This is a genomic window from Luteimonas sp. A611 (assembly GCF_054072715.1).
Window position 1 is genome coordinate 1170308 of the sequence record NZ_JBSVRP010000001.1, and the last position, 18863, is coordinate 1189170.

Sequence of the window (18863 nt, forward strand, 5' to 3'; positions counted from 1 at the left end):
AGGCTTGTGCATTGATGGATGGGCTGCAGGCTTTGGCGGCCCGCAGGCTGTCAGGCGGTGGCTATCCCGGGAGCTAGATCAAAATGGATCCCGGCTTTCGCCGGGATGACGGATCGGGCATGCGGCGGCGGCTGCCGGCACTGGTGGCGGCCGGCAAGTGCGGAAGGGATCCGGGTCAGGTCTCGCGGATGCCGCAGATCGTGCCTGCGGCCAGCATCTGCAGCAGCATGGCGCCGCCCTCGGCGAGGAACGTTTCCGGGTCGGCGCCGGCTTCGGTCGCGAGGGCCAGCAGGCAGTCGTGGCCGCAGCGGTCGCCTTGTGACAGCAGCTCCAGCAGGCGGAATGCCAGCGGCGACAGTTCGGCGAAGGACACTTCGCCTTCGGCATCGCGATGCACCAGCAGCAGGGTCGGCTGCTCGGGCGCAGCGGTCGGGCGCTGACCCGGGCTGATCCGGTGCACGGGCCAGCGATAGGCCAGTGCCCAGGCCTGCGGCGAACCCACGGGCACGCCGTCGAGCAGTGCCTGCATCGCGTCGGGTTGCCCGGCCTGGACCGCGACCACGTCGGCGCCGGGTTCGGCATCCGAAATCTGCAGCGCCAGCTCCACCCATTCGTAGTGCGCCAGCTCCGCAAGCCAGGGCGGCAGCGCAGGGGTATCGGACTCCCGGGCGTCGAGCCAGCGCACGAACTCGCGCCCGATCTCGGTGAACAGCGGTGTCTGACAGCGATGGCCGGCGTAGAAGGCGCGCACCAGGGCGTGCCAGTCCGGATCGGGCAGGGTCGCGCGGATCACCGGGAAGTTGCCTGCAAGCAGGGACTGCAGGTTGTTGTAGAGCAGGTCGCGATAGACCGCGAGTCGCCGCTCCTCGATGCCGGCGGGCGCGGGCGCTGTCTGCGGATCCCGCAAATGGCGCGACAGCGCGAACTGCTGCTCGCGCAGCGCGACCGGCGCCTCAGCCATGCGCAGGCACCGCTGCGAGCGTGGCAGCGCCGTACTGGAGCCTGCGGATGGCAGCGACCTCGTCCAGCAGTTCGCCGAACGGCGGGAAGTTGAAGTCGCGCTCGAGCAGAGTCGGGCGGACGCCGTGCACGCGATAGGCTTCGGCCAGCAGGGCCCACACGTCCGGGATGACCGCGGCCCCGTGGGTGTCGACCTTCAGGTCGGCGGCCTCGTCATGATGGCCGGCGACGTGGTAGCAGGCGATCCGCGCCGTCGGCATGCGCCGCAGGTAGCCGAGCGGGTCGTAGCCGTGGTTGACCGCGTTGACGTGGATGTTGTTGACGTCGAGCAGCAGGTCGCAGTCGGCGCGTTCGAGCACCGCCTCTATGAAGCCGGCTTCGTCCAGCGCCTGCGACTGCGCGGGCGGCAATGCCGCGTAGTAGCTCACGTTCTCGATGGCGATCCTGCGCCCGAGGATGTCCTGCACGCGGCGGATCCGGGCGGACACGTGCTCGACGGCCTCTTCGGTGAACGGCAGCGGCAGCAGGTCGTAGAGCTGGCCGTCGTCGCTGCACCAGCTCAGGTGTTCGCTGTAGAGCGGGACGCGATGACGCTCGAGGAAGCGCCCGACGCGGGCGACGAAGGTCTCGTCCAGAGGCGCCGGCCCGCCCAGCGACAGGGACAGGCCGTGGCAGGTGACGGGATGCCGTTCCGCCAGGGCTTCGAAAGCGGCGCCAAGCCGGCCACCGACGCCGATCCAGTTCTCCGGTGCGCACTCGAGGAAATCGAATGCGCCAGGCTCGGCAGCCTGCAGCGCGGACAGCAATCCGCGCCGCAGGCCCAGGCCCGCGCTGGCGTCGGCCAGCGGTGGCGGCAGCGCGTGCATGGCTACGCGGATCAGGTGATCAGGCCATGCCGCCGCACTTGCCCTCGCCGCACTTGCCTTCCATGCCGGCCTTGCTGCCGGCCTTGTGGGCCTCGTGTTCGGCCTGGTCGACGAAGCCGTCGGCGTTGGCGTCCATGGCGGCGAACTTCGCGGCCTCGTCCGGATGGACGGCAGCGAATTCGGCGCGCGAGACCTTGCCGTCCTTGTCGGTGTCGACCTTGTCGATGCCGCACTTGCCTTCGCCGCACTTGCCCTCGGCCTTCGCCTTGTCGCCGCTGCGGGCGGCCTGCTGTTCACTGGTGGCGGTGGCCGCTTCCTGCGCGCCCACCATGTAGCCCTGCGCGAGGGGGGTGATCGCAAAGCTTGAGCCCGACAGCAACAGGCCGCCGGCGAGGGCGGTGCCGAGGCTGACCAGGGTCGGTTTCTTGCTGGACTGCGTCATGGTGGAGCTCCTCTTTGGACGGATGCACCCGCCATGCGGATGGCGGGAGTCGGGAGGGGCGGATCCGTCGCATCGGCTCGATCTGAAGCCCGTGCCGCATGGCGGCACGGGTCACCCGGTTGCCAGGTCCCGCCATCTCCGGTCCGGGAGTGTGTGCGCAGCCGCATTAAGCGCGGGTTAGCCCGACGCCTCCCCAGGCTCGCGTTCCCGCCTGCGGCAGGGAGCTGCCGCAGCGATGTGCACGGCGTGTCCAGCGCCCTTGACGCAGCGCAGCACTCAGGTCGCGATGCTGGTGTCGTCGCGCTTCTCGCGCGGCGGCAGCGCGTCGTCGCCATGCACCAGGAACCAGATGTTCTCGGCGATGTTGGTGGCGTGGTCGCCCACGCGCTCGAGGTTCTTGGCCATGAACAGCAGATGGGTGCAGGGCGTGATGGCGCGCGCGTCCTCCATCATGTAGGTCAGCAGTTCGCGGAACAGGCCGGTATGCAGGAGGTCGACCTCGGCATCCTGCGCGCGCACGCGCTGCGCGGCCTCGGCATCGTTGGCGACGAAGGCGGCCAGCACGTCGCGCATCTGGCGCACCACGCGCTGGCCCAGCACGTTCAGGCCGCGCGTATGCGGCAGCGGCGGCGCGGCGTTGAGGGCGGTGGAACGCTTGGCCACGTTGGCCGCGTAATCGCCAATGCGCTCGATGTCCGAAGCGATGCGCAGCGCAGCCAGGATTTCCCGCAGGTCACGTGCCATCGGGCCGCGCAGCGCCAACCGCATGACGTCCTGGCTGATCTCCTGCTCGAGCAGGTCGATCGCCTCGTCGTTGGCGACGATGCGCGCGGCGGCCTTGTCGTCGCGACGCTCGACGACATCGAGCGCCGCCTCCAGTTGTGCGACGGACATTTCGCCCATGCGCAGGATCTCGCCGAGCAGGCGCTGGCGTTCTTCGTCGTAGCTCTTGACGATGTGGTCGTGGGGTTGGGTGCTCATGACGGTCACGGTTCCAATGGTGGGCGGTGTGGACGCAGCCGTACGTGGTACGGCAACGTGGGCTTCGGATCGTCCTTCCCGGCCATCATGGCCGGGCGTCCGGCAGTGCCGCGCAAGCGGGCTGTGTCACCCGAAGCGCCCGGTGATGTAGTCCTCGGTCTGCCGCTTGGAGGGGTTGGAGAAAATCGTCTCGGTGGCGTCGTGCTCGATCAGGTCGCCCAGGTACATGAAGGCGGTGAAGTCGGACACGCGCGCGGCCTGCTGCATGTTGTGGGTGACGATGACGATGGTGTAGTCCAGCTTGAGCTCTTCGATCAACTGCTCGATGCGGCTGGTCGAGATCGGGTCCAGCGCCGAGGTCGGCTCGTCGAGCAGCAGCACGTCCGGGCGCAGCGCCACCGCGCGCGCGATGCACAGGCGCTGCTGCTGGCCGCCGGACAGGCCCAGCGCCGACTGCCCGAGCTTGTCCTTGACCTCGCCCCACAGCGCACCCTGGTGCAGCGCGTGCTCGACGCGTTCGTCGAGCTGCGTCTTCGACAGCTTCTCGTGGTGGCGGATGGCGTAAGCGACGTTCTCATAGATCGTCATCGGGAACGGCACCGGCTTCTGGAACACCATGCCGACCTTCGAGCGCAGCCGGTTCATCGGGTACTTCGGCGAGAGGATGTTCTCGCCGTCCAGCAGGATCTGGCCGCTGGCGACCTGCTTGGGATACAGCGAGTAGATGCGGTTGAAGATGCGCAGCAGGGTCGACTTGCCGCAGCCCGACGGGCCGATCAGCGCGGTCACGCGTTTCTCGGGAATGTCGAGGCTCACGTCCTTCAGCGCGTGGAACTTGTCGTAGTGGAAATCCAGGCCCTTGACCGAGACCTTGGTCGGCATCGGCGCCAGCGCGCCGCGCTGGTGCGCCGCGAGCTTGATGCGTTGCGGGGACGCGGCGGTGGCGAGATCGTTCATGGACGGGTCCAGGGAAAGGTCAGTCATGGGAAATCCTGTTGCGCAGCAGCAGGGCGCGCGCAGACAGGCTGATCAGCAGGACGAATGCGGTCAGCACGAAGGCGCCGGACCAGGCAAGCTGCTGCCAGGATTCATACGGGCTGCCGGCGTACTGGTACATCACCACCGGCACGCTCGCCATCGGCTGCAGCACGTTGGAGTTCCAGTACTGGTTGCCGAAGGCGGTGAACAGCAGCGGCGCGGTTTCGCCCGAGATACGGGCCAGCGACAGCAGGATGCCGGTGATGATGCCGGCCGAGGCGCTGCGGTACAGCACCTGCACGATCACCTTCCACTGCGGAACGCCCAGCGACAGCGCCGCCTCGCGCATCTGCACGGGTACCAGTTGCAGCATCTCGTCGGTGGTGCGCACCACCACCGGCAGGACGATGAAGGCCAGCGCGATCGCACCGGCCAGCGCAGAGAAACGGCCGCCGGTCTGCATCACGATCAGGGTGTACACGAACAGCCCGAGCACGATGGACGGCGCGGACAGCAGGATGTCGTTGACGAAACGCACGACGGTCCCGATCTTGCGCGCCTTGCCGTACTCGGCGAGCCAGGTGCCGGCGGCGACGCCCAGCGGCGTGCCGATGCCGATCGCCATGGCGCACATCACCGCGCTGCCGAAGAAGGCGTTGAGCAGTCCGCCCTCCTGCATCGGCGGCGGGGTCATCTGGGTGAACAGCGCCCAGTTGAGGCCGCCGACCGCCTTGCTGAACAGGGTCCACAGGATCCAGCCCAGGAAGAACAGGCCGAATGCCGCGGCCAGCACGGCAAGCACGATGGCGAGCAGATTGCCAAGGCGGCGGCGTGCATAGAGGCGGTCGGCGACCGCGAGTTCGCGGGCGGTGGCGGTGGACATCAGTTGCCCTCCTTGCGCGAGAGCTGCATCAGCATGAAGCGGGCGATCGCCAGCACCACGAAGGTCACGACGAACAGCACGAAGCCCAGCAGCAGCAGCGCCGAGCGATAGGTCTCGGTGGCCTCGCCGAAGTCGTTGGCGATCAGCGCCGCGATGGTGGTGCCCGGATCGAGCAGCGAGGCCGACAGCCGCACCGAGTTGCCGACCACGAAGGCCACCGCCATGGTCTCGCCCAGTGCGCGACCCAGACCCAGGAAGATGCCGCCGATCACCGCCGAGCGGGTATAGGGCAGGACGATGTCCCAGCTCACTTCCCACTTGGTGGAGCCCAGCGCGTAGGCCGATTCCTTCAGCCGCGTCGGCACGGTGAGGAACACCTCGCGCATCACCGAGGAGATGAACGGAATCACCATGATCGCCAGCACGAAGCCGGCGGTAAGCATGCCGATGCCCAGCGGCGGGCCGCGGAACAGCACGCCCACGCCCGGGATCGTGCCGAGGTGGTCATTGAGCCACGGGGTGACGTACTCGGTCATCACCGGCACCAGCACGAACAGGCCCCACATGCCGTAGATGATCGAGGGGATGCCCGCGAGCAGCTCGATGGCGGTTCCGACCGGCCCGCGCAGCCAGCGCGGCGCCACTTCGGTGAGGAAGAAGGCGATGCCGAAACTCACCGGCACCGCGATGATCATGGCGATGATGGCGGTGACGATGGTGCCGTAGATCGGCACCAGCGCGCCGTAGCGGTTCTCGACCGGATTCCATTCGGCCGAGTAGAAGAAACTCCAGCCCTGCGTAGCGAGCGCGTCGCGGCCGCCCCAGAGCATCGCCAGCGCGGCGCCGGCGAGCGCGAGCAGGACGAACACCACGGTGGCGGTGAGCACCCATCGGAACATGCGGTCGTTGCGCGCGTCGCGAACGTCGCGGGTGCTGCCGGTCGAAGCGGGGAGTGGGATGGCGCTCATTGGGTTTCCGGATTGGAGGAGGCGTCATCCCCGCGCGTTGCGCGCGGGGCCGATCGTCATTTGAACTCCGCAGCCCAGTAGGTCTCGATCTGCTGCACCAGCTCCGCCGGCAGCGGTACGTAGTGCAGTTCGCTGGCCTGCGCCTGGCCGTTCTCGAACGCCCACTTGAAGAACTCCAGCGCCGCCCTGCTGCGCGACGCATCCTTCGGCTGCTTGTGCATCAGCATGAAGTTGGTCGCGGTGATCGGCCAGGCGTCCGCGCCCGGTGCGTTGGTGATGACCAGGTTGAAGTCGCTGGCGCTGGCCCAGTCTGCGGTCGCCGCCGCAGCGGCGAAGCTCTCCTCGCTGGGCTGCACGAAGTTGCCGGCCGCGTTCTGCAGCGACGCATACGGCATGCCGTTCTGCAGCGCGTAGGCCAGTTCGACGTAGCCGATCGAGCCCTTGATCTGCTGCACGTAGGAGGCCACGCCCTCGTTGCCCTTGCCGCCCACGCCGGTCGGCCATTGCAGCGAAGTGCCTTCGCCGACCTTCGCCTTCCAGTCGGGGCTGAGCTTGGACAGGTAGTTGGAGAAATTGAACGTGGTGCCCGAGCCGTCAGAGCGATGGACGATGCTGATCTTGCCGTCCGGCAGCGTGGTGCCGGCGTTGAGCGCGGCGATCGCCGGGTCGTTCCAGGTGGTGATCTTGCCGAGGAAGATGTCGGCGAGCACGGCGCCGGTCAGCTTCAGCTGTCCGGGCTGCAGGCCTTCGAGGTTGACGACGGGCACGACGCCACCGATCGCGGACGGGAACTGGCCGAGGCCGGCCTGCGCCAGTTCCTCGCTCGACAGCGGCTTGTCGCTGGAGCCGAAATCGACGGTTCCGGCCTTGATCTGGGCGATGCCACCGCCCGATCCGATCGACTGGTAGTTGACCTTGGCGCCGGTGGCGGCGTTGTAGTCGGCCGACCACTTCGACACCAGCGGAAAGATAAACGATGCGCCGGCGCCGGAGATCTCGGTGCTCACGCGCTCGCCGGAGGCCGCCGCGGCCGAGGCTTCGGCGGAAGGTGCCTGGCCGGGAGCGGGGCTGTCGGACGAGCAGGCGGTGGCGAACAGGGCGGTCGACAGCGCCAGCAGGCTCAGGCGCGCGATGGGGGATTTCATGGGCGACTCCGTTGTGTCCGGTGCTGCGCGGACGGGATGCCACTATGAAATGATGTTTTTGTTACAGGCGTATGACGCCGCGACAGGGGAGCGTGGAAACGGCTGTATTTCGCGGTTCGCAGAATTTGTAGGAAGCCGCTCCTGCACGGGGCGGACGCGGGAGCGGGCAAAAAAAGACTCTTCTCCAAGCCAAGGGAGAAGCTGGACACGGTTGCTGGGAGTCCGCGCGGCTTCGATTGGACGCCGCGCCCTGTCGACCGGGAATCGCTTTCCGCTCGGTCAGGACATCCTGTCCTGACTCGCGCGCAAAACATCCATGTTTTGCTTTTCGCGATCCCCGGTCGCCAGGGCACGGCTCACTGGGACTGGTGCTGCGATGCTTCGATGGCCAGCTTTCTCGAAGCCACATCAGTGACTCGGCAGTGGTCGCTCCGGGGCGGGGGTTGTGGAAAGCAGCGCATGGATGCGCTGCGGCGGCGAGTCAGCCATGGATGGCTGACCGAGCCGAGGAGCAACCCCCGACCCGGGGCGACTCCGGGCCGCAGGCCTGATCCCGCCCACCCGGCCGACTACCCTTGAATGGGAGAAGGAACAAAAAAAAGCGGGCCCGAAGGCCCGCAAAGAAGATCGCCGAGGGAGAGAGGAGGGCGGATCAGTAAGGGAGCGCGGTGGTCCAGTAGGTTTCGACCTGGCGCACCAGCGAGTCGGGCAGCGGCACGTAGCCGAGCGCACGCGCCTGGTCGTCGCCGTTGGCGTAGACCCAGCGGAAGAACTCGCGCGCGTTCTTCGCGCTTTCCGCATTCTTGGGCTGCTTGCGCATCAGGATGAAGTTGGTGGCGGTGATCGGCCAGGCGTTCTCGCCGGGCGCGTTGGTCATCACCAGATGGAAGTCGCGAGCCGAAGCCCAGTCGGCGCTGGCGGCGGCCGCCGAGAAGGTCTCTTCGCTGGGGTTCACGAAATTTCCGGCGGCGTTCTGGAGGCGCGAGAACGCCAGCTTGTTCTGCAGCGCGTAGGACAGCTCGACATAGCCGATGCCGCCCTTGATCTGCTTGACGTAGGCGGCGACGCCCTCGTTGCCCTTGCCGCCGATGCCGACCGGCCACTTCACAGCGGTGCCTTCACCCACTGCATCCTTCCAGCCGGAGCTGACCTTGGACAGGTAGTTGGTGAAGTTGAAGCTGGTGCCCGAACCGTCGGAGCGGTGGACGACGGTGATCTTGGCTTCCGGCAGCGGAACGCCGCCATTGAGCGCGACGATGGCCGGATCGTTCCACATGGTGATCTTGCCGAGGAAGATGTCGGCGAGCGTCTTGCCGTCGAGCTTCATCGCGCCGGCCTGCACGCCCTGCAGGTTGACGATCGGCACCACACCGCCGATCACCGACGGGAACTGCGCCAGGCCGGACTTGGCCAGGTCGTCGGGCTTGAGCGGCGCGTCGGACGAACCGAAGTCCACCGTCGCCGCCTTGATCTGGGCGATACCGCCGCCCGAGCCGATCGACTGGTAGTTGATCTGCTTGCCGGTGGCCTGCTGGTAGTCGGCCGACCAGCGCGAGATGGCCGGATACACGAAGGAGGCGCCGGCGCCGGTGGCGTCGTTGGCGTATGCGGAGGAAGCGGCAAGGGCCGCCGACAGGCCGAGCGCGGCGATCGAGGTCTTGAGGATGGCGTGCATGGAGTCCCTGGAGTCAATGCGGGAGGAGTCCCGCTGCGGACGCCATTGCACGACTGCGAGATGACAGCCCGATGCCGTTGCGATGACGGTTGCATGACAGCGCTACGGAACCGCGCTCTTGCAGTGGTTGCCGGCCACATCCGTCCTGTCATTTTCCCGTAATCAAACCGCCCCATTCTGTGCACGCCAGGGCGGCCATGCATCGCCGCCCAAGTGCTTCCGGACGCAGTGTCGCGCCCTTCTTGTCGCCTGCACCCTCCTTCCTACTCACCATCGGGAATCCATCACATGCGTCACACGATCCTCGCTGCCGCGCTTGCCACCGCGCTCGGCTCGACCAGCTTCACCGCCGCCGCGCAGTCGGCGCAGGACCGCGAAGTATCCGAGCTCAAGGCCCAGATCATGGCGCTCGCAGCCAAGGTCGAAGAGCTGGAGACGCGCACCGACGCGCAGTCGGACATCAACGTCGCCACCCAGGAAAACCTGGACAAGATGTCGACGACCAATCCGGTCGTCTCCACCAAGGGCGGGATCAAGATCACCTCGCCGGACAAGAAGTTCGAAGCCTCGATCGGCGGCCGCATCCATTTCGATGCCTATGCCTTCGATCGCGACCAGGCCGATACCACCGGCACCACCGAGTTCCGCCGCGCGCGCCTGACCCTGCAGGGCAAGGCCTACGGCTGGGACTACAAGATGGAGAACGACTTCGGCGCCGGCGGTGGCCTGGAAGGCTTCCGCGACGTCTACATCGCCAAGTCCGCGCTGGGCGGCAAGGTCACCATCGGCCACTTCAAGCCGTACCGCTCGATGGAGGAGCTGACCAGCTCCAACGAGATCCTGATGATGGAGCGTCCGTTCGCGTCGGCCACCGGCCTGTTCAACGGCCGTCAGTTCCAGCAGGGCGTGGGCTACCTGCGCGCGGGCGACAGCTACACCGCCGGCTTCAGCGCCTTCAACCTGCGTGGCGCCAGCGGCACGCGCAACGAGGGTGTGGGCTACGCGGGCCGCGCGACGTTCGCGCCGATCAACACCGCGGAAAGCACCCTGCACTTCGGCGGCTGGGTGAGCCAGGAGAACGCCAACAAAGGCTCGGCCGACCTGCGCGCCTCGGTCAACTATGCCGGCCGCCGTGGCCCGTCGCAGACCATCGCAACGGTCAGTGGTGCCAGCGGCGATGAAGTGACGGCCTACGGCCTCGAGGCCGCCGGTTCGTTCGGCCCGATGTTCTTCCAGGGCGAATACGCCAACGCCAGCTTCGGCCAGCCGATCGGCCCCGACCAGGACGTTGCCAGCTGGTACCTGCAGGGCAGCTGGCACCTCAACGGCGGCCACAAGCCTTACAAGGGCGGCACCGGCGTGTTCGGCTCGGCGGCTGTCGACGACCGCGGCCTGTGGGAGCTGACCGCGCGCTACGACTCGATCGAGAACAAGGACATCCAGGCGCTGGACGTCAGCAGCTGGATCCTCGGCGTGAACTACTACGTCAATCCCAACCTGCGCTTCATGTTCAACTACACGCAGGGCGACAACGGCTTCACCGGCGACGAGACCGGGCAGTACGCGCTGCGCACGCAGTTCTCCTGGTAACACGCCACCTGCTGATGCGATGCCGGCGAACCGGGCGCGAGCGAAAGCCGCGCCCGGTTCGTCTTTGTGCCTGGCCTACTCGTCTTCGTCGAACGCGGTGAACCGGACCGCGGGCGTGGCCTGCGTTGCATCCTTCCAGCGCGCGTAGATGGGACGCCGCTGCCGCGCCCGGAAACCGCTGCGCAGGAGCGCGGAGAGTTCCTGCTCCGGCAGGCAGCATTCGACGGCCAGCGACCTGCAGCCCTCGGCGACCGCGGCCTGGGCGAGCCGCGCGATGCAGTGCGGCACGGACGCCCCGGGCTCGAAGCCGAAATCCGCGATGCGCAACACATCACCGTCGCGATGGCATGCAAACCATGCGATGGGCGGCGCCTCGGCGCTGCGGCGAAGATAGAGGAACCGGAACACCGCCAGCGGGCTGTGGGCAAAACGCCATTCGAGCACCGCCCGGTCGCGCACGCCTTCGAGCATGCCTGGATGTGACCAGCGCGGATGCGGCAGGTCGTGCGGCGTCCGGCTCCAGTCCGCATGCAGTCGGCCGCGATGCGCGTTGCGCAGCAGGTCGCGGATCGCAAACGCGCCGTCGACGGCGCTGCCCAGCATGCGTGCGAGCGGCCTGGGCAGCTTGCGCTCGAGGTAGGGCGCGTGTCGCAGGGCGCGGACATAGAGCACCATGTCGCCGATGTGGACGTAGCCAAGCCGCCTCACCACCGGCACGGCGTTGGCATTGGGAAACCCGTAGACCAGATCGCCCGTCGCCAGTGCGCGTTCGCTGGCCGCGCGCTGCAGCTGCATGGCCGGGCCGAGCGTGCGGTGACCCGCGAGCACCGCCATGTCCGCAAGCAGGCCGCCGCGCAGGGCGCGCTCGCCGGCGCGCATGCGGCGCCAGCCGACGCCCGCGGTTCCCACGATCTCCTGGCCCGGCCCGGGGCGCAGGACCTGCAGCTGGGCGCCCTCGGGAGCGGCACGGTAGAACCATTCGAACTTGGCCGCACGCCCCTCGCTGCCGCCCAGGCTGGCGCGCCACACCGCGATGGCCGCGTCGCCTTCGCGCGCGATGTCGCCATCTTCGACCCGGTAACCGTTGCCTTCGGCGGCGGCGCTCATGCGATGTCTGTCCCGACCGCGACCTCGCCCAGCAGCACAGGACGCATGTGCAGCGGGCGTGTGGTGCGCCGCTTGCGGACGATGTCCTCGTAGACTGCCGCCGCCTGCGCCGGGGTGACGCCGATGGCCTGCGCCAACACTTCAGCATCGAGGCCTTGTTCGAGCGCCCACAGCGCGAGGTCCATGGACCGGTAGGGCAGGGCGAAGTAGAACTCGTCCTGGCCCTGCTCGAGGCTGTAGGTGTCGGTGGTCGGCTGCGCGCTGCACAGCCGTTCTGGCAGCCCGAGGTGGCGCGCCATGCCGTAGACCTGGGTCTTGTACAGGTGCGCGATCGGCTTGATGTCGGCCGACCCGTCGCCATTCTTGACGAAGAAACCCTGGTCGTACTCCAGCCGGTTGGGCGTGCCGACCACGGCGTAGTGCAGGCGGTCGGCGTGGAAGTACTCGATGGTCTTGCGCAGGCGCTGCTTGTAGCTGGTCGCCGCCACGATCGTCAGGTACTCGTGCAGGCGCAGCTCGCGTTCGTGCAGGGCGCCGTCCGGCGAGCGCGCGACCAGGCGGAAGCGGTTGATCGCGCCCTCGCTGCCGCCGGCGATCGCCAGCTTCATTTTCCAGTCGTCGCCGTACTCCGGAAGCACGGTGCGCACCGCGGCATCGCGCGCCGCGTAGGCGCCGATGGCTTCGAGCGCCGGCGCGATGTCGAAGGTCTCGGCGTGCACGCTCAAGGAGTCGGCCAGCAGCGCCGCACGCGCGGCGCTGTCGGGGTCGGAATCGCGCTCGGGCAGGATCAGGCAATGCACCTTGGTCGCGCCCAGGGCACGCACCGCCAGCGCCGCGCACACCGAACTGTCGATGCCGCCGGAGATCGCCACCACCAGGCCGCGCCGGCGCAGCTGCGTTGCCACCGCTTCGCGCAGCCCTGCGCAGATGCGGTCGGCCTCACTTTCGTAGTCGATGTCCAGAACGTTCCAGTCCAGTCCACTCACGCCACCACCTCCTCGAGCTTGCCGCGACGTGCCAGCACCGCGCGCACCACGCCGCCGGCATCCCTGTGTTCGCGCACCTCATCCCAGGCGGCATCGTTGCGCAGCCTGCGCGCCATGGCAGCTCCCTGTCCGGCGCCCACCTCGAACGCCAGCCAGCCGCCGCTGCGCAGGAACCGTGGCGCTTCGTGCATGAGCCGGGTGAGGATGGACACGCCCAGCGTCCCGCCGTCGAAGGCCAGCCGCGGCTCGTGCGCTGAAATCTCCGGCGCCATCGCCGCGACCTTGCCGCTGCTGATGTATGGCGGATTGCACACGATGAGATCGACGCTGCCCGCAAATTCCCGTGCGTCGAAAGGCGCGAGCAGGTCGCCGCTGCGGAACCCGGTGCGTCCCTCCAGGCCCAGCATCGCGGCGTTGCGGCGCGCGAGTTCGATCGATTGCACGCTGAGGTCGGCGCCGTGCACCTGGACGCCGTCGACATGGTGGGCCAACGCGAGGGCAAGATTGCCGCAGCCGGTGCACACATCGACCGCAAGCGTGGCGGCGATCTCCTGCGCCAGGCCGATCACGGCGCGCCCCAGCAGCTCGGTTTCCGCGCGCGGAATCAGCGCATCCGGCCCCGCCATCAGTTCCAGTCCGAGGAAGTGCTGGCGGCCGGTGAGGTGGGCGAGCGGTACCCCGGCCATGCGGCTGTCGATCAGATGATCCAGCCGGCGCTGCGCGTCCGCATCCAACGATGGCAGCATCGCGGATGCGTCGGCAGCGACGGCGGAGCGCGGCGAGCCGGCCGCGGTCCAGCACAGCGCAAGCAGAGTGTTTTCCGCGGTTTCCTCGGGCTTGTCCGGGATCGGCTGCCAGTCCTGCCGCAGCCGCTGCAGCCGGGCTGCGTACGCGTCTGGCAGGGTCATGCCGGTTTCGAGCGGAGCACGAACGAGACCATGCGGTCCACCGAATCGAAGTTGTCCGGCACGATCGCGGCGTCCTGCACCTGCAGCGAGAAGTTCTCCTCCATCAGCAGCACCAGCTCCAGCACGCCGGTGGAGTCGATGACGCCCATGTCCAGCAGCGACGCGTCATCCGGCAGGCGCGCGGGGTCGTCGGTGAACATCAGGTTTTCCATGATGTGGCCGCGGATCTTTTCGCGGACGGCGGTTTCAGTCATGTCTCACTCCGTTCCAGTGGCACGCAAGCTTGGCGCCGCCGTGTCGCGACGGCGGATGAAGGTGTCGTGCAGCAGCATCGTCGACAGGATGCCGACGAAGGCCTGGTTGTCGCCGAAGCCGACGGCGCGTCCGCGCCTGCACTTTTCGAACAACATTCCGACCTTGCCGGCATCGAAGCAGCCCGCGTCGCGGATGCGCGCGGGAGAGAGCAGTTCGTCGACATAGTCGGCCGGCCGGCCGTTGTCGAAGAAGCTGCTTGCATCCGGCGCCCGGTAGGGTTGCTTGGTGCGGTTGGCGATCTCGCGCGGCAGCAATGGAGCCAGCGCCTTGCGCAGGATGTGCTTCTCGGTCAGGCCGCGCAGCTTCCAGTGCGGCGGCAGGCGATTGCCGAACTCGATGACGCGATGGTCGAGGAACGGAAACCGGCCCTCGACCGAATTGGCCATCGCGACCCGGTCGCCCTGCGAGGAAAGCAGGTAGCCCGCCATCAGCGACTTGGCCTCGACGTACTGGTCACGCGACAGCGGTGCCCATCGCGACACATCCTCCGGCAGCCGGCTCTCCTGGAACGCGAGCGGGTCGAATGCCATCGCGCGCGCCTGCAGTTCCGGCGCCAGGAAGGCGAGCGCCCGCCGCGAGGTGGCCCAGCGTGGCGCATGCGCGAATGTCGGCCGGTCGATGTGCTCCATGCCCTGCGCGAAGAAGGCGCGGGCGAAGCCGGGCGTACCGACCGGCGAGTGCCCGAGGTAGCCGTAGAGACGGCCGAGCAGCAGGTGGCGCCAGGCCGAGTCCGGGCGACGAGCCCAGAACCGTCGGACCTTCGCCTCCTTGAACAGGTCGTAGCCGGCGAACACCTCGTCGGCGCCTTCGCCGGTCAGCACCACCTTGTAGCCGGACCGGCGCACCTCGCCCGCCAGCAGCATCAATGGCACCGGGGCGGTGCGCAGCACCGGCGCTTCCGCGTGGCGGACCAGCGTGGGGAATGCGTCGGCAATGTCGCGGCGGGTGCAGTGCAGCGTGGTGTGCTCGGTGCCCAGATGCCGCACCATGGTCTGCTGCTGTTCGCGCTCGTCGAACTCGGCATCGTCGAAGGTGACCGAGAACGTGCGAACCGAAGCGATGCCGGCCTGCTTGGCGAGGGCCACGATCCCCGAAGAATCCAGCCCACCGCTGAGGTAGGCGCCCACCGGGACGTCGGCGCGCAGCTGCAGGCGCACCGCGTCGAGCAGAAGTTCGCGCAGCTCGACCACGGCATCGTCGAACGACGCGAAGGGCGAAGCCGCGCCGGCGTCGGGGAATTGCCAGTCCCAGTAGCGCGTGAGCGTTTCGCGGCCGTCGGCCTCGATCGCCAGCAGGTGTCCGGGCGGCAGGCTGCTCACCCCGGAGAACAGCGTGTCCGGATCGCTGGGCCCCCACAGCGTCAGCGCCTGCACCAGCCCGTCCGGATCCAGCTGCGCGCATTCCGGCAGCACCGCCAGCAGCGCCTTGACCTCGGAGGCGAACCAGCGCCTGCCGCGCGCCGTGGCGTGGTAGAGCGGGCGGATGCCGGCGCGGTCCCGCGCCAGCAGCAGGCGTCGCCGCCGCGCATCCCACAGCGCGATCGCGAACTGCCCGTTCAAGCGCTCCACGAACCGGTCGCCGTCGCGGTGGTAGAGGTGGACGATGACCTCGGTGTCGGAGCTGGTGCGGAAGCGATACCCCTGCCTGCGCAGTTCCTCGCGCAGTTCGACGAAGTTGAAGATCTCGCCGTTGAATACGGTCCAGGTCGATTCGCTGCCGTCATGCAGGGGCTGCTGCCCGGTGGCGTGGTCGATGATCGACAGCCGTGCGTGGGCCAGGCCGACGCCCGGCGCGAGATGGAAGCCGGTGGCGTCGGGGCCGCGATGGTGCAGCGTTGCGATCATGCGCTGCAGGTCGAGGCGGTCCTGCGGCGTCGCCGCCACCTCGCCCGCGAAACCCGCCAGCCCGCACATGCTCAGCGGACTCCGGTCGATGCGGGCGCAACACGGCGCCGGGATGGAGTGGCGTCGCGGCGCTGGCGTTTGGCGGAGTCTGGCTTGGGCATGGTCGGCATGGCGGCTCTGAGGGCGGCGGATGCCGGCCAGATGCATGCCGGAGCCGGTGCGATGGATGCCCGGCGTCCCCCCTTGTGTAGATGAACGGATTCAGCAAGCCGCCGAGGACATCCCCGGCCACAGCGATGACGCGGCCGCCGGCGCCTTACGCGGGAGGCGTCTTGTCCGGGTAGCGGCACAGGTCGCGGATCACGCAGTGCGGGCAGTCGGGTTTGCGCGCCTTGCAGACGTAGCGGCCGTGCAGGATCAGCCAGTGATGCGCGCCCAGCAGAAATTCCCCCGGCACCACCTTCATCAGCCCATCCTCGACCGCGCGCACATCCTTGCCTGGCGCCAGGCCGGTGCGGTTGGCCACGCGGAAGATGTGGGTGTCGACCGCGATCGTGCCCTCGCCGAACACCGTGTTGAGCACCACGTTGGCGGTCTTGCGTCCGACCCCCGGCAGCGCCTCCAGCGCCTCGCGCGCGTGCGGCACCGCGCCGCCATGCTGCTCGACCAGGATCCGGCACAGCGCGATCACGTTCCTGGCCTTGGCGTTGAACAGGCCGATGGTCGAAATGTGCCGCTTCAGTTCCTCTTCGCCGAGGTCGAGGATGGCCTGCGGCGTATTGGCGACCGGATACAGGCGACGCGTGGCCTTGTTGACGCCCACGTCGGTGGCCTGCGCGGACAGCACCACCGCCACCAGCAGTTCGAATGGCGTGGTGTACTCGAGTTCGGTGGTCGGCGAGGGGTCGATCCCGGCGAGCCGCGCGAACATCTCGTGCACCTCGGCGGCGGACAGGCGGCTGCGCTGCAGCCGGCGCGCCGGCTTGCGCCGCGCAGGCGGCCGGGTCACGACGATCCCGCCCGCGCCTTTGCCCGGGCCAGCGCAGCGGCGGCGGCCGGCGGCAGCGCAGGCGTGCCGGCGAGGGCAGCGGTCGCGGGACCGCGGCGCGTGTCCCGCGCCGCCTTGCGCCTGGCCAGGCGCGTTTCGCGTGCCCGGTAGCGCTCCCGCGCGTCCCAGGCCTCGCGCAGGCGACGCTGCGTGGCGAGGATCAGCGCGCGCGCGGCCGGCGCGAGCGCCGGGTCGTCGACGAACTCCATCAGTCCCGCTTCCAGGGCCGCGTCGAGGTTGTCGGCCAGGATCAGCGCGGCGAGGTGTCGGGCGTCCAGGGCGGCCGTGGCGGGCGAGGGCGCGGCAGGGCCGGGAATCGGGCGCGTCACGTCGGCAGCTCAGCGCCCGCGGAATTCCGGCTTGCGCTTGTCGAGGAAGGCGGAGGTGCCTTCGCGCATGTCGTCGGTGGAAAACACCAGTCCGAACTGCGCCGCTTCATGGGCAAGGCCTTCCTCGATGCCGCATTCGCCGCCGGTGTTGATGCAATCGAGGATCCCGCGCAGCGCCAGCGGTGCCGCCGCCGCCAGCTGCGTGGCCAGCGCCATCGTCGCTGCCTCCAGCTCCGCGGCCGGCACCACCCGGTTGACGATACCCAGCTGCAGCGCGCGCGCGGCATCGATCGGCGTGCCGGTCAGGCACAGCTCCAGCGCGGCGGCACGCCCGGCCAGGCGCAGCAGGCGTTGGGTCCCACCGAAGCCTGGAACCAGGCCGAGGTTGATCTCGGGCTGGCCGAGCTTCGCGGTGTCGGCCGCGATGCGCAGATGGCAGCACATCGCCAGCTCCAGCCCGCCGCCCAGGGCAAAGCCGTTGACCATCGCGATCACCGGCTTGGGCAGGGTCTCGAACCGGCGCATCATGCGCTGGCCGCGCAAGGCGAAGTCGCGGCCCTCGCTCGGCGTCAGGCCCGACATCTCGGAGATGTCGGCGCCCGCCACGAAGGCCTTGGGGCCGGCACCGGTCAGCACCACCACGCGCACCGACGGATCGGCCGCGGCGGCATCGGCCGCGGCCAGCAGGGCTTCGATGGTGGCGGAGTCCAGCGCGTTCAGGCGCTCGGGGCGATTGAGGGCGATGACGCGCACGGCGCCGCGGTCGTCGATCAGCAGGGGAGAGTTGGTCATGGTCAGGGACGTGAAGACGGGTGCCCGGCGCCCGGCGTTGAACTTGTCGATCCGGGACGGGTCGGATGGGTGGCGTCAGTGGCGGTTAAGCCCGCCGGCCGTTATCCTAGCGCGTCCACTGGGGGGCGGTTCGACCGCCCCCAGTCGTGTCCGGGCCGGTCCACTGGCCGACCGTAAATCCCCCTGGAGAGTGACCGAATGAAATTGCGTCTGCTTGCCGCCTCCCTCGCGGCAGTCACCCTGGTCTCCGCGGCGGCTTCCGCCCAGGACACCACATCCGAGAAAGGCAAGCTGAGCTATGCCATCGGCTTCAACACCGGCGTCGAGCTGGCGGAACTGACCGCGCGCGGTGAGGCGGTCGACGTCAACACCGTGATCAAGGCGATCCAGGACGCGTACGCCAAGAAGCAGCCGACGGTGCCCGTCGACCAGCTCAAGGCCGCGGTCGAGAACATGCAGAAGCGGCAGCAGGCCAAGATGGAGGCCGAGTTCGCCAAGCTGTCGACCGACAACAAGGCCCAGAGCGATGCCTTCCTTGCGCAGAACCGCGCCAAGGCCGGCGTGCAGACTGTGCCGGGTAGCACCGTGCAGTACCGCGTGGTCGAGAACGGCAGCGGTGCCAAGCCGACCCAGGCCAGCGACGTGCAGCTCAACTACAAGGGCTCGCTGCCCGACGGCACCGTGTTTGTCGACACCGCGCAGGCGCAGGAAGGCCAGCAGGCTGGTCCGGTGACGATGAAGATCAGCCAGATCCCGCTGGTGGGCCTGCGCGAGGCACTGCTGCAGATGCCGGCCGGCGCCCGCTGGGAAGTGGTGTTGCCGGGCGACAAGGCCTACGGCACCGACATGCGCGCCGGGCGCATGGCCAACCAGGCGGTCGTGTTCGACGTCAAGCTCGTCAGCGTCAAGTGATTGAAAGCCGCGCGCAGCGCGGCTTTCAATCATCCCGAGCCGCAGGGCGAGGGATCTCCGCGCAGCGCGGGGTTCACTGACGCGCATGCCACGTCAGCTCGCCCACCGGCCAGCCGCTTCCGTAATCACCCAAC

At 68.6% G+C, this 18863-nt stretch carries 19 protein-coding genes; 2 read left to right on the plus strand and 17 right to left on the minus strand.

Annotation, left to right across the window (positions count from 1 at the left end; translation table 11 throughout):
* Window positions 1-175: 175 nt before the first annotated feature.
* The 9 genes from ACW5EG_RS05195 to pstS (ACW5EG_RS05235) all read right to left on the minus strand — a co-directional run bounded on the left by ACW5EG_RS05195 (window position 176) and on the right by pstS (ACW5EG_RS05235) (window position 8898).
* Window positions 176-961 carry an HvfC family RiPP maturation protein gene (locus ACW5EG_RS05195; RefSeq protein WP_457020994.1) on the minus strand — a complete coding sequence of 262 codons (786 nt, stop codon included), beginning with the start codon at window positions 959-961 and terminating at the stop codon, window positions 176-178.
* Window positions 954-1826, minus strand: a complete 873-nt coding sequence (locus ACW5EG_RS05200; RefSeq protein ID WP_457017686.1) for an HvfB family MNIO-type RiPP peptide maturase — start codon at window positions 1824-1826, stop codon at window positions 954-956. The genes ACW5EG_RS05195 and ACW5EG_RS05200 overlap by 8 nt, the downstream gene beginning before the upstream one ends.
* Window positions 1827-1845: 19 nt before the next feature.
* Complete coding sequence (locus tag ACW5EG_RS05205) at window positions 1846-2268, minus strand: HvfA family oxazolone/thioamide-modified RiPP metallophore (protein ID WP_457017687.1); 423 nt, start codon at window positions 2266-2268, stop codon at window positions 1846-1848.
* Window positions 2269-2544: 276 nt separating this feature from the next.
* Window positions 2545-3249: a phosphate signaling complex protein PhoU gene (gene phoU / locus ACW5EG_RS05210; protein ID WP_457017688.1), complete on the minus strand. Its 705-nt coding sequence runs from the start codon at window positions 3247-3249 to the stop codon at window positions 2545-2547.
* A gap of 126 nt (window positions 3250-3375) precedes the next feature.
* Entirely contained in the window at window positions 3376-4206 is an 831-nt protein-coding gene (pstB, locus tag ACW5EG_RS05215; protein ID WP_457018408.1) for a phosphate ABC transporter ATP-binding protein PstB, read from the minus strand.
* Window positions 4207-4225: 19 nt separating this feature from the next.
* On the minus strand, window positions 4226-5110 hold the full coding sequence (pstA, locus tag ACW5EG_RS05220) for a phosphate ABC transporter permease PstA (protein WP_457020995.1): 885 nt from the start codon (window positions 5108-5110) through the stop codon (window positions 4226-4228).
* On the minus strand, window positions 5110-6078 hold the full coding sequence (gene pstC, locus ACW5EG_RS05225) for a phosphate ABC transporter permease subunit PstC (protein ID WP_457017690.1): 969 nt from the start codon (window positions 6076-6078) through the stop codon (window positions 5110-5112). Before pstC ends, pstA begins: the two co-directional genes overlap by 1 nt.
* A gap of 56 nt (window positions 6079-6134) precedes the next feature.
* Window positions 6135-7223, minus strand: coding sequence for a phosphate ABC transporter substrate-binding protein PstS (gene pstS / locus ACW5EG_RS05230; RefSeq protein WP_457017691.1), 1089 nt, complete (start codon window positions 7221-7223; stop codon window positions 6135-6137).
* 652 nt (window positions 7224-7875) lie between these two features.
* Window positions 7876-8898, minus strand: coding sequence for a phosphate ABC transporter substrate-binding protein PstS (gene pstS, locus ACW5EG_RS05235; protein ID WP_457020996.1), 1023 nt, complete (start codon window positions 8896-8898; stop codon window positions 7876-7878).
* 288 nt (window positions 8899-9186) lie between these two features.
* On the opposite strand from pstS (ACW5EG_RS05235), the gene ACW5EG_RS05240 reads away from it, so the two are divergent.
* On the plus strand, window positions 9187-10488 hold the full coding sequence (locus ACW5EG_RS05240) for an OprO/OprP family phosphate-selective porin (protein ID WP_457017693.1): 1302 nt from the start codon (window positions 9187-9189) through the stop codon (window positions 10486-10488).
* A gap of 75 nt (window positions 10489-10563) precedes the next feature.
* Here the strand turns inward: ACW5EG_RS05240 and ACW5EG_RS05245 are convergent, their stop codons facing one another.
* The 8 genes from ACW5EG_RS05245 to ACW5EG_RS05280 all read right to left on the minus strand — a co-directional run bounded on the left by ACW5EG_RS05245 (window position 10564) and on the right by ACW5EG_RS05280 (window position 17817).
* Window positions 10564-11595, minus strand: a complete 1032-nt coding sequence (locus tag ACW5EG_RS05245) for a hypothetical protein (RefSeq protein WP_457017694.1) — start codon at window positions 11593-11595, stop codon at window positions 10564-10566.
* A complete protein-coding gene (gene nadE / locus ACW5EG_RS05250) occupies window positions 11592-12581 on the minus strand; it encodes an NAD(+) synthase (protein WP_457017695.1) in 990 nt (329 codons plus the stop codon). Before nadE ends, ACW5EG_RS05245 begins: the two co-directional genes overlap by 4 nt.
* Window positions 12578-13489: a peptide chain release factor N(5)-glutamine methyltransferase gene (prmC, locus tag ACW5EG_RS05255; protein ID WP_457017696.1), complete on the minus strand. Its 912-nt coding sequence runs from the start codon at window positions 13487-13489 to the stop codon at window positions 12578-12580. The genes nadE and prmC overlap by 4 nt, the downstream gene beginning before the upstream one ends.
* A complete protein-coding gene (locus ACW5EG_RS05260; RefSeq protein ID WP_457017697.1) occupies window positions 13486-13743 on the minus strand; it encodes an acyl carrier protein in 258 nt (85 codons plus the stop codon). The genes prmC and ACW5EG_RS05260 overlap by 4 nt, the downstream gene beginning before the upstream one ends.
* 3 nt (window positions 13744-13746) lie before the next feature.
* Window positions 13747-15717 carry an asparagine synthase (glutamine-hydrolyzing) gene (gene asnB, locus ACW5EG_RS05265; protein ID WP_457020997.1) on the minus strand — a complete coding sequence of 657 codons (1971 nt, stop codon included), beginning with the start codon at window positions 15715-15717 and terminating at the stop codon, window positions 13747-13749.
* A 247-nt stretch (window positions 15718-15964) separates the two neighbouring features.
* Window positions 15965-16579, minus strand: coding sequence for an endonuclease III (gene nth, locus ACW5EG_RS05270; RefSeq protein ID WP_457021404.1), 615 nt, complete (start codon window positions 16577-16579; stop codon window positions 15965-15967).
* A gap of 74 nt (window positions 16580-16653) precedes the next feature.
* Window positions 16654-17025, minus strand: a complete 372-nt coding sequence (locus tag ACW5EG_RS05275) for a hypothetical protein (RefSeq protein WP_457020998.1) — start codon at window positions 17023-17025, stop codon at window positions 16654-16656.
* Between the two features lie 9 nt (window positions 17026-17034).
* Window positions 17035-17817 carry an enoyl-CoA hydratase/isomerase family protein gene (locus ACW5EG_RS05280; protein ID WP_457020999.1) on the minus strand — a complete coding sequence of 261 codons (783 nt, stop codon included), beginning with the start codon at window positions 17815-17817 and terminating at the stop codon, window positions 17035-17037.
* Window positions 17818-18015: 198 nt separating this feature from the next.
* On the opposite strand from ACW5EG_RS05280, the gene ACW5EG_RS05285 reads away from it, so the two are divergent.
* Window positions 18016-18729 (plus strand): FKBP-type peptidyl-prolyl cis-trans isomerase N-terminal domain-containing protein, encoded by a 714-nt coding sequence (locus ACW5EG_RS05285; protein WP_457021000.1) that lies wholly within the window; start codon window positions 18016-18018, stop codon window positions 18727-18729.
* Window positions 18730-18863: the final 134 nt, after the last annotated feature.